We start from the raw sequence: 25,295 nt of genomic DNA on the forward strand, positions 1-25,295 counted from the left end.
CAAGCTCGCTCCCACAAAGCCGCGGATTATCCTGAAAGTCCCTGAGTCCGTGGGAGTGAGCTTGCTCACGAAGAGGCCAGTGCAGCCTCTGAAAATCTACTGATCCATTAAGTCTGTGCTATCAGAACAAATCGATCGGCGCGGATTCATCTGCTGGCAACGGGCTGCCCGGTGCGCTGCTGCCACCCAGTTCGTTGACGCTTGGCGGTGTGTCTTCGCTTTTGAACAACTCGAAGAATGCGTTCGGCGTGCTTGGCGTGGCGGCGCGGCCACTCAATGGGTCGACGCGCAGGCTGAGAATGCCTGGCGGTTCGGCCTGCTGATGCGGTGGCTTGTCCTTGAGCGCGGCGCTCATGTAGTCCATCCAGATCGGCAGCGAGACCGTCCCCCCGAATTCGTGACGGCCAAGGCTTTCAGGCTGATCGAAACCACTCCACACCGTCGTCACGTAGTCCGCGTTATACCCGGAGAACCAGGCATCCTTTGAATCGTTGGTGGTACCGGTCTTGCCCGCGATGTCCGGTCTGTTCATGGACAGCGCGCGGCGCCCGGTGCCGCGCTTGATCACGTCCTGCAGCATGCTGTTCAAAATGTACGTGGTGCGGCCATCGACAATGCGCTCGGCAACGGCAGGCGCTTGCGGCTGGGCGGGTGCGCCCGGTGGACCCGCAACGACGCTCGGGCTGTCATGCACGGCAAACGTCGACGTATTGGGCGCTGTGTTCACATCGTTGACCGGAACGCTTGGCGGGTTGGCGACAAACAGGGTCTGGCCGTCACGGTTCTCGATGGTCTGGATCAGATAAGGGCTGACCTTGTAACCGCCGTTGGCGAAGGTCGCCCAGCCGGTGGCGATTTCCATCGGAGTCAATGTCGCCGTACCCAGTGCCAGTGACAGGTTGCGCGGCAAGTCCTGCTTGGAGAAGCCGAAGCGGGTGATGTAGTCGATGGTGCTGTCGATGCCGAGGGCCTGGAGCAGGCGGATCGATACCAGGTTACGAGACTTGTACAGCGCCTCGCGCAGGCGGATCGGCCCAAGGAAGGTGTTGGTGTCATTTTTCGGACGCCATACTTTGTCCAGGTACTCGTCGACGAACACGATAGGCGCGTCGTTCACCAGGCTGGAAGCGGTGTAACCGTTATCGAGCGCGGCGCTATAGATGAACGGCTTGAAGCTGGAGCCCGGTTGACGTTTGGCCTGCATGGCGCGGTTGTAGTTGCTCTGCTCGAACGCAAAGCCGCCGACCAGCGCGCGAATGGCACCGTTTTGCGGATCAAGCGATACCAGAGCGCTCTGCGCGACGGGAATTTGACTAAATTTCAGTGAGCCATCGTCCTGGCGCAGTAGGCGGACGAGGTCGCCAACTTTTGCAACGTCACCCGGCTGCTTCGGATTGGCGCCCAGGCTGTTGGTATTCAGGTAAGGCCGTGCCCACTTCATGGTGGCCCAGTCGACGGTTTCTTCCTTCTCGCCGTTGCGGGTCAGGACGCGCAGACCGGTCTTGTCGACCTGCGTCACGATGCCTGGCTCAAGGCCGTTGATCGTGCGCTGTTTGGTCAGTTCCTGTACCCAGTTGGCGCGGGTCATGCCCGGGAAGCGGCTTTCCGGACCACGGTAGCCGTGGCGCTGGTCGTAATCGATCAAGCCCTGCTGGATGGACTTGTTGGCGTGTTCCTGAAGGTCACTCGGCACGGTGGTGGTGACGCGGAAGCCTTCTGTATAGGCCTCGCTGCCATAACGGCCGACCATTTCTGCCCGCGCCATCTCGGCGATGTACGGCGCATTCACTTCCGGCGTCGGCACGTGATAGCTGGCGTTGAGCGGTTCGTTCAAAGCGGCCTGGTAAGCGGTCTGGTCGATCTTGCCCAGGCGGTACATGCGGCCGAGGATCCAGTCGCGACGTTCCTTGGCACGGGTCGGGTTGGCCAATGGGTTGAAACGTGACGGTGCCTTGGGCAGACCGGCAATCATGGCCATTTGCGCAAGGCTTACATCGCGAATCGATTTGCCATAGTAGACTTGCGCCGCCGCCTCGATCCCGTAGGCGCGGTTACCCAGATAAATCTTGTTGACGTACAGCTCGAGAATCTCGTCCTTGGTAAGTTGGCGCTCGATTTGCAAGGCCAAGAGAATCTCGGTGGTTTTGCGCGAAAAGCTGCGCTCGCTGGTCAGGAAGAAGTTTTTCGCGACCTGCATGGTGATGGTACTGCCGCCTGACTGAATATGGCCGCTCTTGACCAGCTGAGTGGCGGCGCGCATCAGGCTGCCCGGGTCGACGCCATAGTGGTTGGCGAAGTTGTCGTCTTCGGCCGACAGCAGTGCGTTGATGAAATTGGGCGGGATTTCCGCGAAGCGAATCGGCGTGCGGCGCATTTCACCGAACTCGGCAATCAGCTTGCCGTCGCTGGTGAACACGCGCAGGGGGATTTGCAGTTGAATGCTTCGCAGCGCGTCAACGGAGGGCAGGGTCGGACTCAGGTAAAGAAACGCGCCGCTCAGGCCAAGCAACAGCGAGCAGAATACCGCGACGAGGGACCACCAGAAAAACTTCAGCAGGCGTATCAAGGCTTTTGGATTTCCAGAAAAAATAATGGGTTAAGCGCAGGCATTTACAAATGAACATGCCTTGAAGCTTTATTAAATGAAAAAAACGCTGGGCATTATAAGCATTTTTCGTCCCCAAGCGTGATTTGCGCTACTGTCAAGGCTGTCGACCGTGACGTTGGCCCGAAATAACTCCGTAAGTGACGGAAACTCATAGGAATCAGGTTGTGTTCGAACTCTTCAGTAAGAAGGCCAACACCCTTCTAGGGATCGATATTAGCTCCACCTCGGTAAAACTCCTGGAATTGAGTCGTTCCGGCACCCGTTACAAGGTCGAGTCTTACGCAGTAGAGCCATTGCCGGCCAACGCTGTCGTCGAAAAGAACATTGCCGAACTCGAAGGGGTCGGGCAGGCGTTGTCACGCGTACTCGTCAAGGCCAAGACCAGCGTCAAGATCGTGGCGGTTGCCGTGGCCGGTTCGGCGGTGATCACCAAGACCATCGAGATGGACGCCGGTCTTTCCGACGATGACATGGAAAACCAGCTCAAGCTTGAAGCTGACCAGTACATCCCCTATCCGCTGGAAGAAGTCGCCATCGATTTCGAAGTGCAGGGCTACTCGGTGCGCAACCCCGAGCGCGTCGAGGTGTTGCTGGCTGCCTGCCGCAAGGAAAACGTCGAAGTACGCGAGGCCGCGCTGGCGCTGGCCGGGCTGACCGCGCGCGTCGTCGATGTCGAGGCCTACGCTCTGGAGCGCTCGTTCGGTTTGCTGGCTGCGCAACTGGGCAATGGCCATGACGAGCTGACGGTGGCCGTGGTCGATATCGGCGCCACCATGACCACCCTGAGCGTGCTGCATCACGGCCGGATCATCTATACCCGCGAGCAGCTGTTTGGCGGGCGCCAGCTGACTGACGAAATCCAGCGCCGCTACGGGCTCTCCATGGAGGAAGCCGGGCTTGCCAAAAAGCAGGGCGGCTTGCCCGACGACTACGTCAGCGAAGTGCTCGACCCCTTCAAGGAAGCGCTGGTGCAGCAGGTTTCCCGCTCCCTGCAGTTCTTCTTTGCGGCCGGTCAATACAACTCTGTGGATCACATCATGCTGGCAGGCGGCACGGCTTCGATTTCAGGGCTGGAGCATCTGATCCAGCGACGCATCGGCACTCCGACCATGGTCGCCAACCCGTTTGCCGACATGGCCCTGAGCTCCAAGGTCAATGCCGGCGCCCTGGCCAGTGACGCGCCGGCGCTGATGATCGCCTGTGGCCTGGCGTTGAGGAGCTTCGACTGATGGCGCGGATCAACTTATTACCGTGGCGCGAAGAGCTTCGCGAAGAACGAAAGAAACGCTTCCTGACCGCACTGGTCGGCATGCTGGTGGTGTCAGTCGGCATTCTGTTTCTGATCGATCGTTACGTCAGCAACGCCATCGAGCATCAGATGGCGCGCAATGCCTTTCTGCAGACGCAGATCGCCCAGCTCGATATCCGCATCAAGGAGATCAGTGATCTCAAGGCTCGGCGCAAACAGCTGCTCGAGCGCATGAAGATCATTCAGGATCTGCAAGGCAACCGCCCGATCACCGGGCGCGTCTTCGATCAACTGGCGCGCACCCTGCCGGATGGCGTCTATTACTCGCAGGTCAAAATGACCGACAAGCTGATTGCCATCAATGGCGCTGCCGAGTCGAACAACCGGGTTTCCGACCTGATGCGCAACCTTGAAGCCTCTGACTGGCTGGAAGCGCCGAGCCTGACCGAGGTCAAGGCCACCACGGCCGGTGCCGTGGATCAGGCCAACGTCTTTCAGCTAACCGTACGCCAGACCCAGCCGCCGGTTGCCGCTGCCCCAGGAGCCAAGCCATGAATATGTCCGAATGGCTGGAAGGGCTGCGCAAGGTCGATCTGAGCGAGCTGGACCTGAACAACCTGGGCTCATGGCCCGCAGCGGTCAAAGCCATTGCCGGGGTGCTGGTTGCGGTCACGATTTTCGCTCTGGGTTATTTCTTCTTTATCCAGGACCTGGAAACCCAGCTGGAAAGCGCTCAGACCAGCGAGGTGACGCTCAAGGAGCAGTTCTCCAACAAGGCCTTCCAAGCGGCCAACCTCGAGCCGTACAAGAAGCAGATGGAAGAAATGGAAAACACCTTCGGCGCTCTGTTGCGGCAATTGCCCAGCGACACCGAGGTGCCCGGCCTGCTTGAGGACATCACCCGCACCGGGCTGGGAAGCGGGCTCGAGTTCGAGGAAATCAAGCTGCTGCCCGAGGCGGTCCAGCAGTTCTACATCGAGCTGCCGATACAGATCACCGTGGTCGGTGGTTATCACGACCTGGCGACCTTCGTCAGCGGCGTAGCCAGCCTGCCGCGCATCGTCACGCTGCATGATTTCGAGATCAAGCCGGTCGATCCCAAAGTACCGACCAAGTTGCGCATGAGCATTCTGGCCAAGACCTACCGCTACAACGATGAAGGGTTGAAGAAATGAGGGCGGCGCGATTGCTGTGCGTCAGTGTGGTTCTGGCAGGGCTCGCCGGGTGCGGTAATGACAATGATTTTGCCGACCTGTCCGAATTCATGGATCAGGCCAGAGCCCGCCCGAGTGGCAACATCGAGCCGCTTCCCAAGTTTCGGCCGTACGAGGCGTTCACCTACAACGCTTCCACGCTGCGCAGTCCTTTTCAGCCGCCGGTCAAGATCGACCTGCTCAACCGCCAGAAGGGTTCACGGCTGGTGGCGCCGGACGAACACCGGGTCAGGCAGTTCCTTGAAGGCTTCAATATCGAGTCGTTCGAGATGGTCGGCACGATTGGCAACGAGTCAGGGACATTTGCCCTGCTGCGCGGTGCCGGAGGTGTTCATCGCGTCAAGGTGGGCGATTATCTGGGGCGTAACAACGGCCGGGTAGTGTCGATCGGCGACGCGCAGGTTGATGTCATCGAAATTGTTCCTGATGGAGAGGGGGCGTGGCTGGAAAGGCCGCGCACTATCGCCCTCAAAGAACGCTCATGAAGTGGGCAAGGCCAAGTATGCACAGTAGCGCTCAACGGAAATTGATCATGACCCGGATTCTCTCGATTATCGGCGTGTCGTTATGCATCGCGATGCTGTCGCCGGTTCTCCAGGCTGCCAACCTCAAGACCCTGGATGTCGCCGCCCTGCCGGGTGACCGCATCGAGCTGAAGCTGGCATTCGACGCCCCGGTGCCTGCACCGCGCGGTTACACCACGTCGCAACCGGCGCGCATTGCGCTGGACCTGCCGGGCGTTACCAGCCAGCTGGCGACCAAAAGTCGTGATCTGGGCACCGGCAATGCGCGCAGTGTGGTTGTGGTACAGGCTCAGGACCGCACCCGGGTGATCATCAACCTGACCACGCTTTCGCCGTACAGCTCCCGCGTCGATGGCAACAACCTGTTCGTGGTCATCGGCCAGGGTGCCGGCGCCGCGCAAGCCTCTCAGCCGACGACCGCGATGGGCGCACAACGGGTCGCAGCGCCACCGCCCACGCCGGCATCCGCCAGGCCGTTCATCCCCGCTGGCGTCAAGGCCATCAGGAATGTCGACTTCCAGCGTGGCGAGCTGGGTGAGGGCAATGTGGTCATCGACCTGAGCAACCCCAGCATTGCCCCGGATATTCAGGAGCAGGGCGGCAAGATCCGCGTGGACTTCGCCAAGACCCAGTTGCCCGAACCGTTGCGCGTCCGCCTGGACGTCAAGGACTTCGCCACGCCGGTGCAGTTCGTCAGTGCTTCGGCGACAGGTGACAAGGCCAGCATTCTGATCGAGCCGTCGGGCGCCTTCGACTACTCGGCGTTCCAGACCGAAAACAAGCTGACGATCAGCGTGCGCCCGTTGACCAACGAGGATCTGGACCGCCGCGCTGCCGACAAGCCGGTGTACACCGGTGAAAAGCTGTCGCTGAACTTCCAGGACATCGATGTGCGTTCGGTACTGCAACTGATCGCCGACTTCACCAACCTCAATCTGGTGGCCAGTGATACGGTCCAGGGCGGCATCACCCTGCGTCTGCAGAATGTGCCATGGGATCAGGCGCTGGACCTGGTGCTGAAAACCAAGGGCCTGGACAAGCGCAAGGTCGGCAACGTTCTGCTGGTCGCACCAGCCGATGAAATTGCCGCCCGCGAGCGTCAGGAACTGGAATCGCTCAAACAGATCGCCGAGCTGGCGCCCCTGCGCCGCGAACTGCTGCAGGTCAATTACGCCAAGGCAGCCGACATCGCCAAGCTGTTCCAGTCCGTGACCAGCGCCGAGTCCAAGGCCGACGAGCGCGGCTCGATCACGGTGGACGACCGGACCAACAACATCATTGCCTACCAGACCCAGGAACGACTCGACGAGCTTCGTCGTATCGTGTCGCAACTGGACATCCCGGTACGCCAGGTGATGATCGAGGCGCGCATCGTCGAGGCCAACGTCGATTACAACAAGCAGCTCGGGGTACGCTGGGGCGGTTCTACCAACACCAGCGGCAGCGGCAAATGGACAACCTACGGGCTCGATAATAATGGCGACGAGGCCGGTAACACTGGCAGCAGTGTGACCTCCAACGTGCCGTTCGTGGACCTGGGCGCCGCTGATGCGACGACCGGTATCGGCCTGGGCTTCGTGACCAACAACACGCTGCTGGACCTGGAACTGAGCGCGATGGAGAAAACCGGTAACGGTGAAATCGTCTCCCAGCCCAAGGTGGTCACTTCCGACAAGGAAACCGCCAAGATCCTCAAGGGTACGGAGATTCCGTATCAGGAATCCAGCTCCAGCGGTGCGACCACCGTGAGCTTCAAGGAGGCCTCCCTGTCGCTTGAGGTCACGCCGCAGATCACCCCGGACAATCGCATCATCATGGAAGTGAAGGTCACCAAGGATGAGCCGGACTACCTGAATGCGGTGCTGGGTGTGCCGCCGATCAAGAAGAACGAGGTCAACGCCAAAGTGCTGATTTCCGACGGCGAGACCATCGTCATCGGTGGTGTGTTCTCGAATACGCAAAGTAAAGTTGTCGATAAAGTGCCATTTCTTGGCGATGTACCGTATCTTGGCCGGCTTTTCAGGCGCGATGTGGTATCCGAGTCCAAATCCGAGCTGTTGGTATTTCTGACTCCGCGTATCATGAACAACCAGGCGATTTCTGTGAGTCGTTGATTTTGTGCGAAATTTAATACTTGTGGGGCCGATGGGTGCTGGCAAGAGCACCATCGGCCGTTTGCTTGCCAAAGAATTGCGACTGCCGTTCAAGGATTCCGACAAGGAAATCGAGCTGCGTACGGGCGCCAACATTCCCTGGATCTTCGACAAGGAAGGCGAGCCGGGTTTTCGTGATCGCGAGCAGGCCATGATTGCCGAACTGTGCGACGCCGATGGCGTGGTTCTGGCCACCGGCGGTGGCGCGGTCATGCGCAGCGAAAATCGCCATGCACTGCGGGCCGGCGGGCGCGTGGTTTATCTGCACGCCTCGATCGAGCAGCAGGTGGGGCGCACCGCGCGTGATCGCAATCGTCCTTTGCTGCGTACCGCCGATCCTGCCCGGGTCCTTAGCGAGCTGCTGGCCATCCGTGACCCGCTCTATCGGGAAATCGCCGATATCGTGATTGAAACCGATGAGCGGCCACCCCGAATGGTGGTTCTCGAGATACTGGCGCGACTGGCAGAGCTTCCTCCCCGTTAAAGCGCAGGCGAAAATGCGCTATTCTCGTCGCCCAGCAAAACAGCGTCGGTTCGTGGCCTTGCGTCATGACCTGCTGAAGCACAAACCGTCCAATCGGTAATCAATGTGGGGACACATGCAGACACTTAAGGTCGAGCTTGGTGAGCGTAGCTACCCGATCCATATTGGCGAAGGCCTGCTGGATCAGCCCGAGCTCCTGACCCCGCATATCGTCGGGCGTCAGGTGGCTATCGTCTCCAACACGACAGTGGCACCGCTGTATCTGGAGCGCCTGACGCAAACCCTGGCCGGTTACAACGTTCTGCCGATTGTTCTGCCCGATGGCGAGGCATTCAAGAACTGGGAAACCCTGCAGACCATTTTCGATGGCCTGCTGACCGCTCGTCATGATCGTCGCACCACGGTCATCGCCTTGGGTGGCGGGGTGATCGGCGACATGGCCGGGTTCGCTGCCGCCTGTTATCAGCGCGGCGTGAACTTCATCCAGATCCCGACCACGCTGCTGTCTCAGGTGGACTCGTCGGTTGGCGGCAAGACCGGCATCAATCATCCGCTGGGCAAGAACATGGTGGGTGCCTTCTATCAGCCGAGTGTGGTGCTGATCGATACCGCCTCGCTCAACACCCTGCCCGCGCGTGAGCTGTCCGCCGGGCTGGCGGAAGTCATCAAATATGGTCTGATCTGCGACGAGCCCTTTCTGACCTGGCTCGAAGAGCACGTCGATGCACTGCGCGGGCTGGACCAGGCGGCGCTGACCGTAGCCATCGAACGTTCCTGCGCCGCCAAGGCGCTGGTGGTCGGCGCCGATGAGCGCGAGTCCGGTGTTCGTGCGACATTGAACCTGGGTCACACATTCGGGCACGCCATCGAGACGCATATGGGCTATGGTGTCTGGCTGCATGGCGAGGCGGTTGCTGCCGGGACGGTCATGGCGCTGGAAATGTCCTCGCGCCTGGGCTGGATCAGCACGCACGAGCGGGATCGCGGCATTCGCCTGTTTCAGCGTGCCGGGCTGCCGGTCGTGCCGCCGCAGGAGATGACGGAAGACAATTTCCTCGAACACATGGCGATCGACAAGAAAGTCATCGACGGTCGCCTGCGTCTGGTGCTGTTGCGCCGGATGGGTGAAGCGGTTATCACGGACGAATATCCAAAAGAAGTATTACAGGCCACTCTGGTTGCGGATTATCGCGCCCTGGTGGATCAGCTCAGAGGTTAACGGAAACCCCATGACTAGTTTGCATGCCGACGAGGCCTTCCTCGGCCATTATCAGTTGAGTCATGACCCCTTTGCGGCGCGGGTACCTGGCTTCAAATTCTTTCCTGCCCAACGCAAGCCTGTGCTGGGTCAGCTTCATCATCTGGCGCGCTACAGCCAGCTGCTGCTGGCGGTCACCGGGCCTCAGGGCAGCGGCAAGACCCTGCTGCGCCAGGCGCTGGTGGCGAGTACCAACAAGCAGTCGGTGCAAAGTGTCGTGATTTCTGCGCGCGGTGCCGGCGATGCCGCGGGCGTGCTGCAGCAGGTCGCGCAGGCGCTGAGCGTCGCGCAGGCTGAAATGCAGTCGATCCTGTCGCAGGTCGTGCAGCTCGGGCTGACCGGCCAGGAAGTCTACCTGCTGGTTGACGATGCGGAACAACTTGGCGATTCGGCGCTCGAAGCGTTGCTGGGTCTTGCTGCGGGAACGCCTGAAGGGCGTCCGCATGTATTCCTGTTCGGAGAGCCATCGCTGCTCGATCGTCTCGATCAGATGTGTGCTGACCTACAGGGCGATGTCGAAGGCGAACGCTTTCACGTCATCGAGCTGCAACCCTATACGGAAGAGGAAACCCGGGAGTATCTGGCTCAGCGTCTGGAGGGTGCAGGGCAGGGAATCGCGTTGTTCACCGCCGACCAGATCACCGATATTCATGAACAGTCCGATGGCTGGCCTGGCGCAATCAACCAGGTAGCCCGCGATTCAATGATCGAGGCGATGATCGCGAGTCGTTCCGCGGTCAAGCGTCCAAGTGTGGGGTTCAAAATGCCGAAAAAACACGTATTGGCCTTGGGTGCCGTCGTCATAGTGGCCGTGGCAGCAGCTGTGCTGATCCCGGGTCGCGGCGACAAGACGGGTACACCCGCCAATGCCCCGGCTTCCGCTCAGGCGCAACTGCCGCTGGGTGAAGGCAAGCCAACTGCTCAACAATCGAACAACGGTAGCCCGGCCATCGAATTCGCTGGCAACTCCCAGCCGATGCCGTTGCCGATGAATGGCTCTCAGCCAGTGATGCGCGGGCCTCTGGCCGAAGCTGCCGGTTCCAGTGATTCCGACGAAGACGCCGTGCCGACAGGTTCGCCTGCCCAGCCGCCGACCGTGACCACCACTGCGCCGCCAGCCGGTGTTCCGGCAGGCCAGGCTGCAGCGCAGACGCCTCGTTCGTCCATCCCTGCACCGACCCCGGCACCTGCGCCAGCCGCCAAGCCGGCCCCTGCGCAGACTCAGGTCGCCACTGCCAAGCCTGCCCCGACTCCGGCTCCGGCTGCCAAGCCTGCTGAAAAACCGGCAGCGGCGGCGGCCAAACCGGCTGCCGGCGGTAGCTGGTACAGCAGCCAGGCACCAGGCCACTACGTGGTGCAGATTCTCGGCACCAGCTCCGAAGCGACGGCCCAGGCCTACGTTGCAGAGCAGGGTGGCGAGTACCGTTATTTCAAGAAAACCCTGCAGGGCAAGCCGCTGTACGTCGTGACGTACGGCAATTTTCCTGACCGTGCTGCCGCCCTGGCAGCCATCAAGGTATTGCCAGCCAAGGTTCAGGCTGGTAAACCTTGGCCTCGTACTGTCGCCAGCGTCCAACAAGAGCTCGGCGCCACTCGTTAAAGTCGCAGCGGCCCTACCCGGGCCGTTTGCCGATTTACCTGACTTAACCCGCCTGCGCGCGCGGCCTATCGGCCCGCGCCTTGCGGCGTCTGCGTTACAAGCGCCTTACAGTCTCCCGTCGCGTCAGTCAGATTCATGAAGAAATACTTTGACTAGCACAGCGACCCGTTTTAAAACTTTCATAATTGCGACATTGATTATCAGCCAGTCGTCGTTAAATTTGTTAGCCCTTGTGTCGCTGTGTACAATGACCTCCGTTTTGCCTGTCCGAAGCTGGCGTACGTTCGGCGTGACAGGTAATTGGTTGAATTAAAAGGAAATTTGCCTCGCATAGAGGCAGCCTGGTGAGAAAGTGTCTATGAAAGCAGGTCTGTACCAACCAGATGAATTCAAGGATAACTGCGGCTTCGGCCTGATCGCTCATATGCAGGGCGAGCCCAGTCATCACCTGTTGCAGACGGCCGTTCAGGCCCTGACCTGCATGACCCACCGTGGCGGTATCAACGCCGACGGCAAGACCGGCGACGGTTGCGGTCTGTTGATTCAGAAGCCCGATGGCTTCCTGCGTGCAATCGCCAAGCAACACTTCGACGTCGATCTGCCCCGCCAATATGCTGTGGGCATGGTGTTCCTCAATCAGGACGACGCCAAGGCCGACGCCGCACGCGAAAACATGAACCGCGAAATCCTCGCCGAAGGCCTGGATCTGGTGGGCTGGCGTCAGGTGCCGATCGATACCAGCGTTCTGGGTCGTCTGGCGCTGGAGCGTCTGCCGAAAATCGAGCAGGTATTCATTGGCGGTGAAGGCCTGAGCGATCAGGAATTCGCCATCAAACTGTTCAGTGCGCGTCGCCGCTCGTCGGTGTCCAACGCCGCAGATACCGATCACTACATCTGCAGCTTTTCGCACAAGACCATCATTTATAAAGGCCTGATGATGCCGGCCGACCTCACGGCCTTCTTCCCGGACCTGAGCGACGAGCGTCTGCAGACCGCTATCTGCGTGTTCCACCAGCGCTTTTCCACCAATACCCTGCCGAAATGGCCGCTGGCGCAGCCGTTCCGCTTCCTCGCCCACAACGGCGAGATCAACACCATTACCGGCAACCGCAACTGGGCACAGGCGCGGCGCACCAAGTTCACCAACGATCTGATGGACCTGGACGAGCTGGGTCCGCTGGTCAACCGCGTGGGTTCTGACTCGTCGAGCATGGACAACATGCTCGAGCTGATGGTCACCGGCGGCATCGACCTGTTCCGTGGCGTGCGCATGATCATTCCGCCTGCGTGGCAGAACGTCGAGACCATGGACCCGGATCTGCGGGCGTTCTATGAATACAACTCCATGCACATGGAGCCGTGGGACGGCCCTGCGGGCGTGGTCATGACCGAAGGTCGTCATGCGGTCTGTCTGCTCGACCGCAACGGCCTGCGCCCGGCGCGCTGGGTTACGACCAAGAACGGCTACATCACCCTGGCGTCGGAAATCGGCGTATGGGATTACAAACCCGAAGATGTCATCGCCAAGGGCCGTGTCGGTCCGGGGCAGATCTTTGCCGTGGACACCGAAACCGGTCAGATCCTCGACACCGATGCCATCGACAACCGCCTCAAGTCGCGTCATCCGTACAAGCAATGGCTGCGCAAGAATGCCCTGCGCATTCAGGCGACCATGGAAGACAACGACCACGGTTCGGCTTTTTACGACAGCGAGCAGCTCAAGCAGTACATGAAGATGTATCAGGTCACGTTCGAAGAGCGTGATCAGGTGCTGCGTCCGCTGGGCGAACAGGGGCAGGAAGCCGTAGGCTCGATGGGTGACGACACGCCAATGGCCGTGCTGTCGCGTCGTGTGCGTTCGCCTTACGACTACTTCCGTCAGCAGTTCGCGCAGGTGACCAACCCGCCGATCGACCCGCTGCGTGAAGCCATCGTCATGTCGCTGGAAATCTGCCTCGGTGCCGAGCGCAATATTTTCCAGGAGTCGCCGGAGCATGCCTCGCGCGTGATCCTCAGCTCGCCGGTCATTTCGCCGGCCAAATGGCGCTCGCTGATGAACCTGGAGCGTCCAGGGTTCGAGCGCCATATCATTGACCTGAACTACGATGAAAGCCTGGGCCTTGAAGCCGCTGTGCGCAGCGTTGCCGATCAGGCCGAAGAAGCCGTGCGTGCCGGTCATACGCTGATCGTGCTGAGCGACCGACACATTGCGCCGGGCAAGCTGCCGGTGCACGCCTCGCTGGCGGTCGGCGCGGTTCACCACCGTCTGACCGAGCGGGGTCTGCGCTGCGACAGCAACATTCTGGTCGAAACCGCGACGGCGCGTGACCCGCACCATTTCGCCGTGCTGATCGGCTTCGGCGCCTCGGCGGTCTATCCGTTCCTGGCGTACGAAGTGCTGGGCGACCTGATACGTACCGGCGAAGTGCTGGGCGATCTCTACGAAGTCTTCAAGAACTACCGCAAAGGCATCACCAAGGGCCTGCTCAAGATCCTGTCGAAAATGGGCATCTCGACCGTTGCGTCCTACCGTGGCGCGCAGTTGTTCGAAGCCATCGGCCTGTCCGAGGAAGTCTGCGACATGAGCTTCCGCGGTGTACCGAGCCGTCTGAAGGGCGCGCGCTTCGTCGACATCGAAGCCGAACAGAAGGCGCTGGCTGCCGAGGCCTGGAGCCCGCGCAAGCCGATCCAGCAAGGCGGCCTGCTCAAGTTCGTGTTTGGTGGCGAGTACCACGCCTACAACCCGGACGTGGTCAGTACCCTGCAGGCTGCCGTGCAGCAGGGCGACTACAGCAAATTCAAGGAATACACCTCGCTGGTGGACCAGCGTCCGGTGTCGATGATTCGTGACCTGCTGCAGGTAAAAACGATCGATCAGCCGCTGAACATCGACGAAATCGAGCCGCTGAGCGAAATTCTCAAGCGCTTCGACTCGGCCGGTATTTCTCTGGGTGCCTTGTCGCCCGAGGCCCACGAAGCGCTGGCCGAGGCGATGAACCGTCTGGGCGCGCGCTCCAACTCCGGTGAGGGTGGCGAAGACCCGGCTCGTTACGGCACGGTCCGCAGTTCCAAGATCAAGCAGATCGCGACGGGCCGCTTTGGCGTGACGCCCGAGTATCTGGTCAATGCCGATGTGCTGCAGATCAAGGTCGCGCAGGGCGCCAAGCCGGGCGAGGGCGGGCAACTGCCGGGTGGCAAGGTCAATGGCCTGATCGCCAAGCTGCGTTATGCAGTACCGGGCGTGACGCTGATTTCGCCGCCTCCGCACCACGACATCTATTCCATCGAAGACTTGTCGCAGCTGATTTTTGACCTGAAACAGGTCAACCCGGCGGCGCTGGTGTCGGTCAAGCTGGTGGCGGAAGCGGGCGTCGGCACCATTGCCGCCGGTGTCGCCAAGGCCTATGCCGACCTGATCACCATTTCCGGTTACGACGGTGGCACCGGCGCATCGCCGCTGACCTCGATCAAATACGCCGGCGCACCGTGGGAGCTGGGGCTGGCCGAAACCCACCAGACCCTGCGTGGCAACGACCTGCGCGGCAAGGTCCGGGTACAGACCGACGGTGGTCTGAAAACCGGCCTGGACGTGATCAAGGCTGCCATTCTCGGGGCCGAAAGCTTCGGCTTCGGCACCGCGCCGATGATCGCGCTGGGCTGCAAATACCTGCGTATCTGCCACCTGAACAACTGCGCCACCGGCGTAGCGACCCAGAACGAAAAGCTGCGCAAGGACCACTACATCGGCACCGTCGATATGGTGATCAACTTCTTCACCTACGTGGCAGAAGAAACCCGCGAGTGGCTGGCCAAGCTGGGTGTTCGCTCGCTGGAAGAGCTGATCGGCCGCACCGACCTGCTGGACATCCTGCCGGGCGAAACCGAGAAGCAGCAGCATCTGGACCTGACACCGTTGCTGGGCAGTGACCACATTCCTGCGGACAAGCCTCAGTTCAGCCAGGTGGATCGCAACCCGCCGTTCGACAAGGGCCTGCTGGCCGAGAAGATGGTGGAGATGGCCAAGCCGGCCATCGAGTCGCTCAGCGGCGGCGACTACGAGCTGGATATCTGCAACTGCGACCGTTCGATCGGCGCGCGCATCTCTGGTGAAATCGCCAGACTGCACGGCAACCAGGGCATGAACAAGGCACCTGTCACCTTCCGCTTCAAGGGCACTGCCGGTCAGAGCTTCGGGGTGTGGAACGCCGGTGGCCTGAACATGTATCTGGAAGGCGATGCCAACGACTACGTCGGCAAGGGCATGACCGCTGGCAAGCTGGTGATCGTGCCGCCCAAGGGCAGCCCGTTCAAGACTAACGAAAGCGCGATCATCGGCAACACCTGTCTGTACGGCGCAACCGGCGGCAAGCTGTTTGCGGCGGGCACGGCTGGCGAGCGTTTCGCCGTGCGTAACTCCGGTGCTCATACCGTGGTTGAAGGCACTGGCGATCATTGCTGCGAATACATGACGGGTGGTTTCGTCTGCGTACTGGGCAAGACCGGCTACAACTTCGGTTCCGGCATGACCGGCGGTTTCGCCTACGTGCTCGACCTGGACAACACCTTCGTTGACCTCGTCAACCATGAACTGGTCGAGATCCAGCGTATCAGCGGCGAATCGATGGAGGCTTACCGCACTCACCTGCAAAGCGTCCTGAACGAATACGTCGCAGAAACCGACAGCGAATGGGGCCGTAATATCGCGGAAAACCTGGACGATTACCTGCGTCGTTTCTGGCTGGTCAAGCCCAAGGCTGCCAACCTGAAATCGCTGCTCTCCAGCACTCGGGCCAACCCGCAATAACAGCAGCTGCGAGCGGCAAGCTTCACGCCGCACGTTAACAGCAGTGCGCCAATTGCCTGCGATCATGATTCCCGCAGCTTCAGGCTTGTAACCTGAAGCTGCTGCAAAGAGGCTCCAGAGAATGGCTGAACGTCTCAGTAACGACTTCCAGTTCATCGACGTCGGACGTAAAGACCCGAAGAAGAAACTGCTGCGTCAACGCAAGAAAGAGTTCGTGGAAATCTACGAGCCTTTCAAGCCCCAGCAGTCCGCCGATCAGGCGCACCGCTGCCTGGGCTGCGGCAACCCGTACTGCGAATGGAAGTGCCCGGTGCACAACTTCATTCCCAACTGGCTCAAGCTGGTCGCCGAGGGCAATATCCTCGCCGCTGCGGAATTGTCGCACCAGACCAACACCCTGCCGGAAGTCTGCGGCCGTGTGTGCCCGCAGGATCGCCTGTGTGAAGGTGCCTGCACACTGAACGACGGTTTCGGTGCGGTGACCATCGGTTCGGTCGAGAAGTACATCACCGATACCGCCTTTGCCATGGGCTGGCGTCCGGACATGTCCAAGGTCGTGCCGACCGGCAAGCGCGTCGCGATCATCGGCGCCGGGCCTGCGGGCCTGGGCTGTGCGGACGTGCTGGTGCGTGGTGGCGTGACCCCGGTGGTGTTCGACAAGAACCCGGAAATCGGCGGTCTGCTGACCTTCGGCATCCCGGAATTCAAGCTGGAGAAATCCGTGCTGAGCCATCGCCGTGAAGTGTTCACCGGCATGGGCATCGAATTTCGTCTCAACACCGAAGTCGGCAAGGATGTCACCATCGATCAACTGCTCGAAGAATACGATGCGGTGTTCATGGGCATGGGCACCTACACCTACATGAAAGGTGGCTTCCCCGGTGAGGATCTGCCGGGCGTGCACGATGCGCTCGACTTCCTGATCGCCAACGTCAATCGCAACCTGGGCTTTGAAAAGGCCCCGGAAGACTTTGTCGACATGAAGGGCAAGCGGGTCGTGGTTCTGGGCGGTGGCGACACGGCGATGGACTGCAACCGCACCTCGATCCGCCAGGGGGCCAAGTCAGTGACTTGCGCCTACCGTCGCGACGAAGAAAACATGCCTGGCTCGCGCAAGGAAGTGAAAAACGCCAAGGAAGAGGGCGTGAGGTTCCTCTACAACCGTCAGCCTATCGCCATCATTGGCGAGGGCAAGGTTGAAGGCGTGAAAGTGGTCGAGACGCGCCTGGGCGAACCGGATGCCCGTGGTCGTCGCAGCCCCGAGCCGATTCCTGGCTCCGAAGAGATCATCCCGGCAGAAGCCGTGGTCATCGCCTTCGGCTTCCGCCCAAGCCCGGCGCCCTGGTTCGAGCAGTTCACCATCAGCACCGACAGCCAGGGCCGTGTCGTGGCCCCGGAACAGGCGCAGTACAAGCACCAGACCAGCAACCCGAAGATCTTCGCCGGTGGCGACATGGTGCGCGGCTCCGACCTGGTGGTGACCGCTATCTTCGAAGGCCGTAATGCGGCTGAAGGGATTCTGGATTACCTGGGCGTCTGAGCCTTGTGTTGCCAGAGCGCGCCGTTACCGAGGCGCGCTCTGACAACGGGCGTCTACCCATCACGGGTAATTTACCGACTTTTCTGACATCCCTTATCCCCGCTCCTTCCTAAGCTCGGTGTAACTCGCTCAAGACGAGCGTTTTATCAACCAGGGAAGGACGTCATGAACAATCAGTTTGGTTTCAGCCTCGCGCTCTCGATAGCGCCCTTTACATTTGCCAGCCAGGCGCACGCCGACTTCGATGGCCCCGTGTTCGGTTCGATCATCGAAAACAAGGCCGTTTACTTTGAATCCAGTGTCGAGCTTCAGCGACGCATGAGCGCAGGCAGCCTGACCTCTGCCGGGCTGGTGACAGACCTGCTCCAGCGCATCGAAGCGCTGAACAAAAATGGCCCGGCGCTTAACGCGGTCATTGAAATCAACCCCGATGCGCTGCAGCTAGCCGCGCAAATGGACGAGGAGCGTTCTCGCGGTGAGGAACGTGGGCCGCTGCACGGCATTCCCGTACTGGTGAAAGACAATCTCGATACGGGCGATCAGATGCAGACCACTGCGGGCTCTCTCTCGATGGTCGGCTTGCCTGCGCAACGCGATGCTTTTGTGGTGCAGCGGCTTCGCGAGGCCGGCGCGATCATTATCGGCAAGGCCAATCTCAGCGAATGGGCGTATTTCCGTGGATACGAGGTGCCGAGCGGCTGGAGTGGCCGCGGCGGGCAGACGCGTCATCCCTATGACCTGAGCGCTGATCCGCTCGGCTCCAGCTCCGGTTCGGCAGTGGGCCTTGCGGCTGGATTTTCACCTCTGGCGGTGGGCACCGAGACCAATGGGTCGATCATCCAGCCTGCCGCCACGAGTGGTGTGATAGGGCTGAGGCCTACGCTGGGTTTGCTCAGCCGTACCGGCATGATTCCGCTCTCCAGTCGTCAGGACACCCCCGGGCCCATGGCGCGAACGGTCACGGATACCGCCATCCTGCTGACGGCGATGAGCGGCACCGACCCTCTCGACGACGCCACCGCCCAAGCCACCGCTAACACCGTGAACTATGTCGATCAGCTCAGAACGGACGCGCTGAATGGCAAGCGCCTGGGCTATTCGAGCCGCACCCATGACGGCATGCTGATGGACGACGATCCTGAATTCCAAAAGGTGAAGAGTCGTTTGAGTTCGGCCGGGGCGATACTGGTTCCAGTCGACGTTCCTTCGATTGACAGCACCCCGGAGTATCTAGTGCTGCTGCATGACTTCAAGCGTGAGCTTAACGCTTACTTGAGCACACGCACCGGGCTGGGTGTCAGCACGCTGGACGACATCATTGCATTCAACACCGCGTCGGATGGGGCGCAAGCCTATGACCAGGATTTAATGATCGACTCCTCGGGTGCGACTCTCGATCAGGAGGATTACCTGTCCATTGCAACCAGTTTGCGCACTGCTCATCGGCAATTAATCGATGGGCTTTTGCAACAACACGCGCTTGACGCGCTGATCGACTGGTCAGAGGTTTCGTTCAAAGCGGTTGGCGCAATCGCGGGTTATCCGGGAATAACCGTGCCTGTCGGGCTCGAAGAGAATGGCCTGCCACGAGGACTGTATTTTCTTTCCACGGCCTGGGACGAAGCTGATTTGCTGAGCTATGCCTACGCACTTGAACAGTCGCTTGCAGCGTCGGGTATCAGCCAGGCTAATTGATTCCATATTCCAGCCTGGCCAAGGCCAAGGCCAGGTCTGGATGGCCGGGACGGGGCTCGGAAAACGGGCTTGTGACGTTTTGAAATAACCCTGTCCTGGTATTACAACGCGCTTTTCATCGCGTTGCGCCGCCCTGCCAGGGGCGGTGTACCAAGCTTTCAACCCCTTCTCCGAATCCCGAGCAAAGCCTGTTGCGGCGTAAGCGACAGGTGATTGTTTACAGCTGTTTTCCGCCCCCTGTGCCTGCTTCTGAAAAGGATTACGCTCCTGACCCTCATCGGGAGCTCATCGCCTTCGATGCTCCCGCCATCCATGTCGCTATAAGGAAATAGCCATGTTGAAAGCAGCACCCATGGGCAAGCTTGCGCGCTCCACTGAACAGCAATCTCTCGGTCCGGACAGGTTCACGCCCAGTAGCGTTGCCGTCCGCGAACACCGCAACCGGGAACGGGCCGACCGCATCATCGACCAGTTCGTCGAGCGCTTCACAGAGAAAGACTTTTTCCCGGATGACGGCGATGAGGCTTTGTTTGCCTTACTGGTTCAGTTGCCTGAATGGCCTGCAGACCTGTCGATCCGGATTCACAACGAAAACGACGAAGTGCTCGCGGTTTTTCTGAAGGGCAGCGATGACAGCGTCGTTCAGAACAGTATTGTCCTGATGCAAAACGGTGACGCTTATGTCGCGCCGGAGGATGTTCCGGTCTCCGCTGAGGAGCCGCTGCTGCACTTGGTGTTCAGCCAGTTGCCTGCGGGTTCTGGCCTCGGGATGGGCGGTAACTTTCCGGGCAGCCACAGTGTCGCTGGACGAATAGTGACCCTGCGTGAGCAGATCGCCGGCTTGGCGAAAGACCAGAGACCGCTGTTGTTCGATGCCCTGGTGGCGGCGAATGAGGGCGTTTCAAAAAGCCAGCTGGATACTCGCACACGTAACCCTCTCCTGCCGTTGTGGGTTCGTCAGCAGATTTTTCTGACTCCGGCGCTGGGCGTGCTGTGTGCCTTATGCCCCGAGGTTCCGGTCGCACGTCTTGAGGAGTTGCTGGAGCAAATGCCGTTGACGGAGCAGGAGGAAGCCGACTTGCTGGAGAAAACGCTATTGCCGGATGCCCTTGGCGAAGCGCTGAACATTTCTCTGGATGAGTGGCGCAGCAGTCTGGCTATCGATGGTCTGGCGCGAACGCGCAGTTTCAATATCCATACGGATGAGCTGGCCCGCGACCTTGCCAGTCAGGTGCTGGCTGACACGCTGGGACGAGAGCTGGTGATCATCGACTACGGCATGACCCGGTATGTCACGCCAGGCCCTGACGATACACGCATCGTTTTGCTGCATGACAACTACGGCAATTACCGTGCACAGGACATCGGCAACGGTGAAATCACTTCATTCAAGGAGGGCACCGACAGCTTTTATCTGGCGATCAGTGCGCAGTTGAAGGCCGAAGAACGAGCACTGCTCGGCATGCAGTTCGAACAGGACGTTAAGCGTTTTCGCGACTTCCTGACCCGTCTGGCCATCAAGGACAATCGCGGCTGGTTTGACCCCGGAAAGCCGACTGAAATCGAAAGCGGGTTTCTACCCGAGTGGTTCGCGAATGCGGCCGATGTCGAAAAGCAACGCTGGAAAGCGGCAGTGCAGGATTACACTCAGGCACTGCTCGAAGCTCAGGCGCCGGACCTGCTCGATCCTTCCGGGTACGGAGAGCCTGATCTGTTGCGCAAATATGCGCGCGAGAAACTCCAGGAGCGAATCCTGCTCGACCATGGGGTGGCAGTGGACCCGGACGCTATCACTGTCCACACCGCGAGCATCAAGATTGACCCAGCCATTATCATTGATACGGATTACACCTACATCGGTCCTTCAGAGGTCGAGCCGAATGTTGAAACGCAGCAGCGCAGCCTGACGGCGCTGTCGCTGGAAAACATTGCCGTTACCGATATCAACTTTCTGCTCACCGGTCGCGCGTTTGACGATCAGGAGCAACTGATCAGCTTTTTGAGCGCCGGTTATCTGTTCGGTCTGATTCGTGATCTGAACGTCGGCGAAAACTATGTCCGATTCCTCAACACTGAATTATTGACCTCGACAGCCGGGCAATGGCACCGCGAACGTTTCGCGAGCGTCATGCGCGCACAGATGCGTCTGGACGCCCTCGAAGCAAAAATGGCCGGAGACTTTCTTGGCGATGGCGGGCTTCCTCCCGAGTTGGCGAACAGAGGTTACAAATGGCTCGCCGCCGTGCTGGATCACCCGGCTGAAGGTAATGATCGTGCGGCGGTGGAGGGGCATCGCATTCAGGTCAGTCAGTTGTCGATCAATGATGTGACATTGAGCGGCATACTGCTGGTCGGCGTGGAGTCTCTCTCCAGCGTGGCCAGCCTGGTGGTGTTCACCCCGCAGGCGCCCGACGGCAGATGCTTCCGGGAAGTGAGCGATGCGCAGGCTTTTCAGCAACACGTGCTGCTTGAACCTGAACTGCTGGACTATCTGGTGAGCAGGGCACCTCTGGCGTCCCAGGCCCATGTTCGGCACGTCCTGACCTCTGGCCGTGACACGCTGTTCATGGAACTGCAGCCCTGCACCGGCAGTTTTCTCGATGCGGTTTACGAGTCTGAAGTCGCACGGGTGATTTCTGCTGTCGATGAACAGACCAATACCACTTGGGAAACCAATTGGGAGAGCGCCTGGGAAATCACCAAACTCGTTGGCGACATCGTGCTCACCTTCGCACCTTTCAAGGTGAGGCTGCCGATTGCCGCGCTGCGCAGTTTTTATGCCATATGGCAGGGCGTCGCAACGACTGTTGATGACAAGGCAAGTGCTCCGCTGTATTTCGTTCAGGCGGCGCTGCTACTGGCCGATGGATTGGCGCTGCCCAAGGGGCGACGGGTCAAGACGCCCGCGGCGACGTCTATCGGCCGCTCTGTCCTCGATCCGAAAACAGCTGTGGCAAGAATCCCCGGCGGGTTGAAATTACGCGATGACGGCTTTTACAAAGGCGTTTTTGAAAAGACTCGGGAAGGCGCGCCAAGCCGTTTTTATGCCGTGCAACACGACAAGGCCTACGCCTTCAGGTACGACGCTGATTCCGCAGTCTGGCGGGTGATCGATCCGCGCCGGCCGGATGCGTATTACCAATTGCCGATTCAGCTCGACAGGCAAAATGTGTGGGTACACGCCTCGGCAGGATTGCGCGGTGGCAAGAAGCATTCAAAACCCAAGTCCTCCAGTGGCTCGGGCAGTGACAGCGGATCGCCGGACAACGGTAACCGCGTAAAGAGGTACAAGGTTGATCTGGAAGGGTTCTTTGAAAGTCGCAGCTTCAAGAACGCTCAGAAAGACATCGAGGATGACCTTGTCGTCGCGGTCAAGAAGGCAAAAGAGCGCTTCGAACTGGACGGCAATGGCAGTCTGCATAAACACGGCAAAACAGGTTTTTCGCTTGATCTTCCCGGTGTTGGCAGAAGTACCGGGAGAGGAGCCTGGCGCTTGATACTCGAACCCAGTGAAAAGGGCATCATCAGGGCTGTCGACGTCAAGGATCCCCACAAATAATTCAGACTGGCGGCCGCTGAATCAGCCTGACAAATCGCCTCGATAGACAAAAGGCACGGCTCTCGCCGTGCCTTTTGCGTCGAGCTCTGAGAAAATGCCGGCACTTTTATTGCGGATGCCGACATGACTGCCCTGAAGAACGACCGTTTCCTTCGCGCTTTGCTCAAGCAACCCGTAGACGTCACGCCGGTATGGATGATGCGTCAGGCAGGCCGTTACCTGCCGGAATACCGTGCCAGCCGCGCCAGTGCCGGGGACTTCATGAGCCTGTGCAAGAACCCGCAGTTCGCCTGTGAAGTCACCTTGCAGCCGCTGGATCGCTACCCGCTGGATGCGGCAATTCTGTTCTCCGACATCCTGACCATTCCCGATGCAATGGGCCAGGGGCTGTACTTTGAAACCGGCGAAGGTCCGCGCTTCAGGAAAACCGTCAGCACGCTGGCCGACATCGAAGCGTTGCCGATCCCTGATGCACAGCAGGATCTGGGTTACGTGATGGATGCGGTCAGCACCATTCGCCGCGAACTCAACGGTCGTGTACCGCTGATCGGTTTCGCTGGCAGCCCGTGGACGCTGGCGACCTACATGGTCGAGGGCGGTTCGTCGAAAGACTTCCGCAAATCCAAGGCCATGCTTTACGACAACCCGCAAGCCATGCACCTGCTGCTCGACAAGCTGGCGCAGTCAGTGACCTCCTACCTCAATGGCCAGATTCTGGCCGGTGCGCAGGCCGTGCAGATCTTCGACAGCTGGGGCGGCAGCCTGTCTTCGGCGGCGTATCAGGAGTTCTCGCTGGCCTACATGCGCAAGATCGTCAACGGCCTGATTCGCGAAAACGACGGGCGCAAGGTGCCGGTGATCGTGTTCACCAAAGGCGGCGGTCTGTGGCTGGAAAGCATTGCCGACATCGGTGCAGACACCCTCGGGCTGGACTGGACCTGCGACATCGGCGAAGCGCGTCAGCGTGTCGGCAGCAAGGTTTCGCTGCAAGGCAACATGGACCCGACCGTGCTGTACGCCCGCCCGGAAGCCATCCGCCAGGAAGTCGCACGCATCCTTGCCAGCTACGGCAGCGGCACCGGCCACGTCTTCAACCTCGGCCACGGCATCACCCCAGAAGTCGACCCGGCCAATGCCGGCGCGTTCATCAACGCGGTGCACGAGTTGTCGGCGCAGTATCACCAGTAGTTGCTGGGCTGACGATGTTGGTTTTTGAGAGTTAAACCTGTGGGAGAGGAATAGAAAAGACTATTCCTCTTGCTGATTCTCATGGCTGATCGCTGGTCATCGGACGACGGTAGTGCTCTTAGGGACAAGGAGTGATAAATTGCCGGCAAGAAATCCGGCAAAAAATAGCCGGTTAAAAATTACCCAGGCCCTATAAATAGGGGCGTTAGACGGGGTTTAAAGCCGGCAAATGGCATTCACACCGTACATTCCCCAAGACAAAGCGCCCGATGAGTTGCAGGATCAGGTCGTGCAGATCATGCGGCTCGATGCGGCTCTCCACGCGAAAATTCCGGGCCCGCTGCGCTTGCCGATGATGAATCTGCTTCGGGTGGTGAATTCTTACTACAGCAACAAGATCGAGGGTAACTCCACGATTCCCGCCGACATTCTGCGTGCCGAGGATGCGCCTCAGGAGTTCAAGGGTGCCAAGGACCTGCAGGAGATCAAGCGTCACATTGAAGCCCAGCGTCGACTTACCGATGAGCCTATCAATCAGGTCGACGTGTGCACGAAGAGCGCTATCTCACGCATGCACCGCGAGTTCTATGTTGGCGTGCCCGAAGATATGCTGGATATTCAACTCAATGAGAAGGACGATACCGTGCGTATGGTCCCCGGCGAATTCCGGCATTTAGGGGTTCGCGTCGGCAAGCACATCCCGCCAACCGTCGAGCAGATGCCCACATACCTCAACGATTTTGAGCGAATGTACCGCCTGGACTGGATCCACGGCCTTTCGGGCTTCTTTGCGGCTGCAGCGTCGCACCACAGGCTGATGTGGATTCACCCATTTATGGATGGCAACGGTCGCACCGGCCGCCTGTTCACGGATCAGTACCTCAAGGCAGCTGGCTTTGGTGGGTATGGTCTGTGGTCCATGAGCCGTGGATTTGCCCGCAACGTCACCGCCTACTACGAGATGCTTGGCGCCGCCGACCACCCGCGCAAAGGTGAGCTGGACGGGCGGGGTGAGCTCTCGGATAGTGGCCTGTTGCGCTGGACCCGTTTCTTCACGGAGACTGCCCTGGATCAGGTGCAATACTTCAGCGCGCAGCTTGAACCGGAAAGGCTTGGCGAGCGGATCGACGTTTATTTCGAGATGCGCAGCCGTCGCGCGCTTTCGGACAGCAAGGGCGAGACTCTTCCTGAGCTCCGTATAGAGGCCCGAGATGTCTATAAGGCGTTGCTCTATCAGGGCGATCAGCAGCGCGCTGATATTCAGGCCCGCTTGGGCGTCGGCGAGCGCACCACACGCAGTCTGTTGAGCCAGATGGCCAAAGAGGGCTTGATAACGTTGGACGGCCGCAAGCCGGTAGCCCTGAACCTATCCCGGCACTCGATCGAGTTCCTGTTTCCCTACCTCTGGTAACCCTGTAC

The 25,295-nt window shown here is 59.8% G+C and carries 15 protein-coding genes; 14 read left to right on the forward strand and 1 reads right to left on the reverse strand.

The window, feature by feature from the left end; translation table 11 throughout:
- Positions 1–121 precede the first annotated feature (121 nt).
- Complete coding sequence (locus P406_RS25550; protein WP_370737617.1) at positions 122–2,563, reverse strand: penicillin-binding protein 1A; 2,442 nt, start codon at positions 2,561–2,563, stop codon at positions 122–124.
- Between the two features lie 209 nt (positions 2,564–2,772).
- Between P406_RS25550 and P406_RS25555 the strand changes: the two genes are divergently transcribed.
- The 14 genes from P406_RS25555 (at position 2,773) to P406_RS25620 (ending at position 25,287) form a co-directional block, all read left to right on the forward strand.
- Entirely contained in the window at positions 2,773–3,837 is a 1,065-nt protein-coding gene (locus tag P406_RS25555) for a pilus assembly protein PilM (protein ID WP_003414236.1), read from the forward strand.
- Complete coding sequence (locus P406_RS25560; protein WP_046237722.1) at positions 3,837–4,412, forward strand: PilN domain-containing protein; 576 nt, start codon at positions 3,837–3,839, stop codon at positions 4,410–4,412. The genes P406_RS25555 and P406_RS25560 overlap by 1 nt, the downstream gene beginning before the upstream one ends.
- Complete coding sequence (gene pilO, locus P406_RS25565) at positions 4,409–5,032, forward strand: type 4a pilus biogenesis protein PilO (RefSeq protein WP_046237723.1); 624 nt, start codon at positions 4,409–4,411, stop codon at positions 5,030–5,032. Before P406_RS25560 ends, pilO begins: the two co-directional genes overlap by 4 nt.
- Positions 5,029–5,556 carry a type 4a pilus biogenesis lipoprotein PilP gene (pilP, locus tag P406_RS25570; protein ID WP_003350151.1) on the forward strand — a complete coding sequence of 176 codons (528 nt, stop codon included), beginning with the start codon at positions 5,029–5,031 and terminating at the stop codon, positions 5,554–5,556. Before pilO ends, pilP begins: the two co-directional genes overlap by 4 nt.
- 47 nt (positions 5,557–5,603) lie before the next feature.
- On the forward strand, positions 5,604–7,709 hold the full coding sequence (locus P406_RS25575) for a type IV pilus secretin PilQ (protein WP_046237724.1): 2,106 nt from the start codon (positions 5,604–5,606) through the stop codon (positions 7,707–7,709).
- Between the two features lie 4 nt (positions 7,710–7,713).
- On the forward strand, positions 7,714–8,232 hold the full coding sequence (gene aroK / locus P406_RS25580) for a shikimate kinase AroK (RefSeq protein ID WP_032697680.1): 519 nt from the start codon (positions 7,714–7,716) through the stop codon (positions 8,230–8,232).
- 115 nt (positions 8,233–8,347) lie between these two features.
- On the forward strand, positions 8,348–9,451 hold the full coding sequence (gene aroB, locus P406_RS25585; protein WP_046237725.1) for a 3-dehydroquinate synthase: 1,104 nt from the start codon (positions 8,348–8,350) through the stop codon (positions 9,449–9,451).
- Positions 9,452–9,461: 10 nt separating this feature from the next.
- The gene (locus P406_RS25590; protein ID WP_003432141.1) at positions 9,462–11,090 is read left to right on the forward strand and encodes an SPOR domain-containing protein; all 1,629 of its coding nucleotides are present in this window, start codon (positions 9,462–9,464) and stop codon (positions 11,088–11,090) included.
- A 358-nt stretch (positions 11,091–11,448) separates the two neighbouring features.
- The gene (gene gltB / locus P406_RS25595) at positions 11,449–15,894 is read left to right on the forward strand and encodes a glutamate synthase large subunit (protein ID WP_046237726.1); all 4,446 of its coding nucleotides are present in this window, start codon (positions 11,449–11,451) and stop codon (positions 15,892–15,894) included.
- 121 nt (positions 15,895–16,015) lie between these two features.
- A complete protein-coding gene (locus P406_RS25600; protein WP_003414250.1) occupies positions 16,016–17,434 on the forward strand; it encodes a glutamate synthase small subunit GltD family protein in 1,419 nt (472 codons plus the stop codon).
- Positions 17,435–17,599: 165 nt separating this feature from the next.
- The gene (locus tag P406_RS25605) at positions 17,600–19,129 is read left to right on the forward strand and encodes an amidase family protein (protein WP_046237727.1); all 1,530 of its coding nucleotides are present in this window, start codon (positions 17,600–17,602) and stop codon (positions 19,127–19,129) included.
- A 334-nt stretch (positions 19,130–19,463) separates the two neighbouring features.
- A complete protein-coding gene (locus tag P406_RS25610; protein ID WP_046237728.1) occupies positions 19,464–22,688 on the forward strand; it encodes a dermonecrotic toxin domain-containing protein in 3,225 nt (1,074 codons plus the stop codon).
- A gap of 123 nt (positions 22,689–22,811) precedes the next feature.
- The gene (gene hemE, locus P406_RS25615; RefSeq protein WP_003366016.1) at positions 22,812–23,876 is read left to right on the forward strand and encodes a uroporphyrinogen decarboxylase; all 1,065 of its coding nucleotides are present in this window, start codon (positions 22,812–22,814) and stop codon (positions 23,874–23,876) included.
- Positions 23,877–24,105: 229 nt separating this feature from the next.
- Positions 24,106–25,287 carry a Fic family protein gene (locus P406_RS25620; RefSeq protein WP_046237729.1) on the forward strand — a complete coding sequence of 394 codons (1,182 nt, stop codon included), beginning with the start codon at positions 24,106–24,108 and terminating at the stop codon, positions 25,285–25,287.
- The last annotated feature ends 8 nt before the right edge of the window (positions 25,288–25,295 follow it).

The sequence above is a fragment of the Pseudomonas syringae pv. coryli str. NCPPB 4273 genome, from assembly GCF_000972175.1.
In the GTDB taxonomy this organism is placed as follows: Bacteria; Pseudomonadota; Gammaproteobacteria; order Pseudomonadales; family Pseudomonadaceae; genus Aquipseudomonas; species Aquipseudomonas syringae.